Source organism: Stieleria sp. (assembly GCF_041595215.1).
GTDB lineage: Bacteria > Planctomycetota > Planctomycetia > Pirellulales > Pirellulaceae > Stieleria > Stieleria magnilauensis.
Genome location: NZ_JBFHKV010000793.1, coordinates 1 through 4,176, shown reverse-complemented (window position 1 = coordinate 4,176; position 4,176 = coordinate 1). Strand labels below are relative to the sequence as shown.

Genomic DNA, 4,176 nt, shown 5'->3' with positions numbered 1-4,176 from the left:
GTGCTGAACTTGAGGTACTCGACCAGCTCGCGACTGCCGGCGACGAATCCTCCGCCACTGCCGAGCGCCTTGCTGAGCGTTCCGACCCACAAGTCGATCTCGCTCGGATCAAGATCGAAGAACTCGGGGCTGCCGCGTCCCGTCATGCCCATCGTGCCGATGGCGTGGGCGTCATCGACCAACAGAAACGCGTCGTGCCGTCGCTTGATGTCCAGAAACTTCGGCAAGTCCGGATGATCGCCGTCCATGCTGTAAGCGCCCTCGATCGCAATCAACGTGCGCCGATACTTGTGCCGAATTTGTTGCAATTGACGATCCAGCGCCCCGCTGTCGTTGTGCGGAAAACTCAGCCGCTGTGCCCCCGACAGTTCGGCGCCTTGGATGATGCAGTTGTGGGCGAGCGAGTCGTGAATGATCAAATCGCCGGGGCCGAACAGATGCCCGATGATCGATTCGTTCGCGGCATAGCCCGACGAAAAAACCAACGTCGCTTCGACCCCCAGGAACGTCGCCAATTCGTCTTCCAGTTCGCGGTGCAACGGTTTGCCCGCGATCAGACGGCTTGCCGAAACACTGGTGCCGTAGCGATCGATCGCGTCTTTGGCGGCCGCCGAGACGATGGGGTCTCCGGACATGCCCAAGTAGTTGGAACTGCAGAACGTGACGACGGGTTTGCCGCCGACTCGCGTGGTGTCTTGCGTGACGCATTCGTGTTCGGCGAAATACGGCATCGACAGTCCGGCCAAGTCCAACAACTCTTTGGTGCGGCTGATCCGCTTGGCATCGGGGATCAGATCCAGTGGTCGATCCTGTTGATCGTCCGTTGGAACGGCCGACGCATGATCGGGGCGGTCGGGTGTTGATCGATGGCTCGGATTGGGCGGCGGATCGGCTGCCCGCAAGCTCGCGCCATGCGGCGGATCGTCTGATAAGGTCCGGCGGTTCGCGGTGCTCTGCGTGCTCTCGATTGGATCGGGTGGCGCGACCGTTGTGGCAACGGAGTCGTGATTCGATTCGACGGGTAAAGTCGATGATCGATTCGATGTGGCGAGGTAGTCGAAGATATGCTGCAGCGTGGGGAAGTCGTCCAGCGTGAGGGATTCGTCGGGGGTGATCGAAAAATGTTCGCCCAGTTCGCCGAACATCTGAGCTTTTTTGATCGAATCGATTCCCAAATCCGCTTCCAAGTCCGCGTCCATCTCGACGAACTCTGGCGGATAGCCGGTTTGTTCGACGACAAAACGCGTCAAAAACTCTTTCAGTGCTTCGTCGGACAGACCGGCCGCCGCAGTGTCTGTCGCGGCGGTCTCTGTCCTCGCAGACTCAACGTCGCTGTCGTAAGCCGGCGCTGAAGTGATCGGCGCTGGGGCGACGCTCTGGCGAACGTCGCTGACGGCCACGGAAGCACGCGACGACGAACCCGACGTGGCGACAGACTGACGCATCGCCTTGTCTCGCATCGATTCCTTTCGGCGTTGCGTTGCGTCGACGATGGTGATGCCGTCCACGACGCGGGAATCGTACGAGGCGTCGGCGGTCACTGGGGCCTGGGGTTTGCTGGGAGCATGCACTTTCGCATCTCGTTGGAGAAGGATGTGATAGGCGGTTCGACGTTCGGCGTTGTGAACGGCGGTGACGAGGCGGCCGCTGTGGTCGGACGCTTCCAGCGGACGGGGCTGGGATGCGACGTCGAACAGCGGGGTGGATTCGATCAACGGCAACGCACGCGTCAGTCCGAACGTGGCCGTTGTTTTCAGTTGTTGAAGTTCCAGAGTCGACTTGATCAGCGCGGCGATCGCCGAGGCGGCTCCGAGGTGACCAGTTTGTGCCATCAGACAATCGAGGGAAATGGGACGTTGCCGGGCGAGTTCGGCGTAGGCGTGGTAGATCCCATCCAATTCCTCTGCGGTGCGCCGTTGGCAGGCGACCGAAGTGGTTTCGATCCGCGCGACGTCACCCGCTGCGAGTGATTGGCCCTGACGCGTCGTCCGCCGCAACGCGTCGTCGACCGCGCGTTCGGATGCGTCGGACTGGCTGTCGGCGGTGGCGACCCCCACCCCTTGGATGATACCCAAAACCTTGCGTTTTTGTCGTTTCGCGTCGGCCAGCCGCATCAACAGCAACGCCCCGCAACCCTCCGCCGGCACCAACCCTCCGGACGCGGCGTCCAGCGGCGATTGGGGCGCCCCCTTGGCGAGCAGACCGGTCAACCCCAGCCGCTCCAGAAAGGTCGCACTGAGGTCTTCCTGCCCGCCGACGCAGACCATCATGTCGCAGGCACCGCTGGCGAGTTGATCGACGCAGCACATCAATGCCGCCGCGGACGAACAATTGCCGGCGTCGACGGCGACGCCCCCGCCCATCAGGTTGAACGATTTGGTGATTCGCGACGCCAGACTGCTGCTGGTAAAGCTGCCGGTTTCGTCCAGCAGCGCCGGCATCGCCTGGATCAGCGTTTCGGCATACTGTCGGCTGACCGCTTCGCACTGCCGGGGATCGCACCCAAGCCGACCTAGCAAACGCGTCAGACGACGTTGGAATTCGGGCAATCGCAATCCCATCAGCAACTGGGTCGCGAACTCGCCGCCGAACGGCGAACCGACCACCACACCGATGCGATCGGTCACTTCACGGTCTAATCCGGCTTCACTGAAGGCCTGGTCGACCGCATCCAAGATCATGAACTGCAGCGGGTTGGCGTGGGCGATCTGCTTGGGCGGAATCTTGTGCTTGCGCCAATCGTATTGAAATCCCCGCACGACCCCCGCCAGGTTGTTCAAGCAGTGCCAATGTCTGGGCTGGGAGGGATCGAGGTAGATCTCGGGATCGAGGCGATGCTGGGGGATCGGCCCCTTGGGGTCGTCTCCGCTGGCCAACAACTTGGCAAACGCATCGACGTTCAACGCGCCTGGCAACACGGTGCCCCGTCCGATCACGGCGATGGCGTCACTGCAGGATGGCCCCGTACGGTAGACGTTGTCGATGGGTTGCCGACGTTCGGTCGCTTGCGTGGCATCCACACCGGCATGCATCGCCGCCTGGGATCCGTCGCCGACGAACTGTTCCAGGACCACGTGGACATTCAAACCGCCGATGCCGAACGCGTTGATGGCGGCGCGACGCGGCATGCCATCGGCCGGCTCGGGCCAGTGCTCGGCTTGCATCGGCACGTAGAAGGGCAGCGATCCCCAGTCGATCGTCCGGTTCAACTGACGGACGTTGACCGCCGGTGCGATCGTCTGGTGACGCATGCAGAGCACGGCTTTGATCAGCCCCGCCAGACCAGCGGTCTCCAGCGTGTGACCGATATTCGCTTTGACGCTGCCGATCGGAATTCGACGGTCGGCGGGAAGTCTCAACGCCTCCGCCAACGCCGTGACTTCCGTGGCATCACCCAGCTGGGTGGATGTGGCGTGCGCTTCGATGTATTGCAGATTTCCGATCTTCAGCTCATCGCCATAGGCCCGGCGGATGGCGACGATCTGGCCTTCCTTGCGCGGCGCCCACAGGCTTTTGCCTTTGCCATCGGACGAGACCCCGATGCCGCGTATGACCCCGTGAATCCTATCGCCGTCGCGGACCGCATGCTCAAGCGTTTTAATGATCACCACCGCGTAGCCTTCGCCGACGACCAGACCGTCGGCATCCTCGTCGAACGGGCGGGACATCACGCTGCTCAGCGACTGAGCCTGGGAGAACATCACCAGGGTTTCGAAATGACAGACCGACGCGCCGCCGACCAGCGCCATCTCGATGCGACCCTGCTGCAAGGCCAACACCGCTTGGTGAAGAGCGCTCAGCGACGACGCACAGGCGGAATTGAACGTCATGCAGGGACCGCCCATCGCAAAGGTGTCCGCCAACATCGCGGAGGCCGCGTGTGGACCCAAGGTGGGACGCCCCTGTTCGTCTCGATGCGGCATGTCTCGACGCACTTCCGTGACCAGTTCGTCGATCACCCGCGCATGATCGACGTTCAACGCGCGAAACGATTCCACATCGCCGAGCAGCCGAGCCGACTGTGCGATGCAAGTCCCATAGGCCAGATCGCCCGCCAAGCCGCTACTCCGAGAGTGTCCCAGGTAGACGCCGCTGCTGCGTCGCTCGGACGGGCAAAGTTCGACTCCGGCATCGTCCAAGGCCTCCGCCGCCACATCGCACAACGTCCGGTAAGCC

Annotated in this window: 1 protein-coding gene; it reads right to left on the bottom strand. The window is 62.5% G+C overall.

Annotated features, from left to right (window positions below):
* Positions 1-4,176, bottom strand: a 4,176-nt coding sequence (locus tag ABX749_RS24265; RefSeq protein WP_372898264.1) for an aminotransferase class I/II-fold pyridoxal phosphate-dependent enzyme, incomplete at both ends; no start/stop codon positions are given.